Origin of the sequence: Streptomyces sp. H27-H5 (assembly GCF_026627505.1) — a bacterium.
Taxonomy (GTDB): Bacteria; Actinomycetota; Actinomycetes; order Streptomycetales; family Streptomycetaceae; genus Streptomyces.
Genome location: NZ_JAPNLK010000343.1, coordinates 1 through 799, shown reverse-complemented (window position 1 = coordinate 799; position 799 = coordinate 1). Strand labels below are relative to the sequence as shown.

At 59.2% G+C, this 799-nt stretch carries 1 protein-coding gene; it reads left to right on the top strand.

Features of this window, described 5'->3' with window-relative positions:
• Positions 1-127 precede the first annotated feature (127 nt).
• Entirely contained in the window at positions 128-457 is a 330-nt protein-coding gene (locus OTB19_RS43940; protein WP_420717042.1) for an LIM domain-containing protein, read from the top strand.
• Positions 458-799: the final 342 nt, after the last annotated feature.

Genomic DNA, 799 nt, shown 5'->3' with positions numbered 1-799 from the left:
CACCCCCGAGGACGCACTCGACACCGCCTGCCACCTCCACCTCACCGGTCTCGACACCTGACACGGGCAAGCGCACGCCAAGCCCGACGTCAACCCCCGAAGGATTTACGACGCAGACCACTTAGCGATGGAATCGCAACTTATTCACGGGACGGCTGAGCGGGCGTGCAGGTACTGCCACGCCACTGCAGAAGAATGCAGCATGACAGCGGGGGGAGGAATGTTCTGGCACAAGGATTGCTTTCGGTGCTGGTCATGCGGAATAAATATCGACCTCGGAAATTTCTACAACAGCCTAGCCCGCCCAATGTGTCGCGAATGCAGCCAGCGGGATGTGATGGGACTCTTCTCAAATGGAATCGAGGCAGGTAGGGGCGCCGACAGCGTGAGCGGCTGCACCGTGCCTCCATTCACCGATAGCCCAAGCGCCCGCCTGGCCTCGCGGAGTAGGAGGTGATTATGATCTCGTCCCCCTTTACGGCAGAGGCTAATTCATCAGGGCTGATTCATAGTCCTGATAGTCTGGAGAACCTGCTGGTCACAGGGATGTGACGAACCTTCAGTACTCAGGTTGAACTCGTAGTTTCCGCCTTCTCGATCTTGGTGAGTTCTATGGTCAGCCCGGTCTCCGTGAGGCAGCCGTTGATCAGTTCGGGGCGGTATTGGATCTTCTTGACCTCGATCCTTCAGTGATGAGGTCGTGTTCGTGGGGTGGTCGGTTCACCCCGGTTTGTTCTCGTGGTGAGGTTCCGGGGTCGTCGCGTGTCGCTGCGGGGTGCGCCGGGTTCCACGGGTCCGG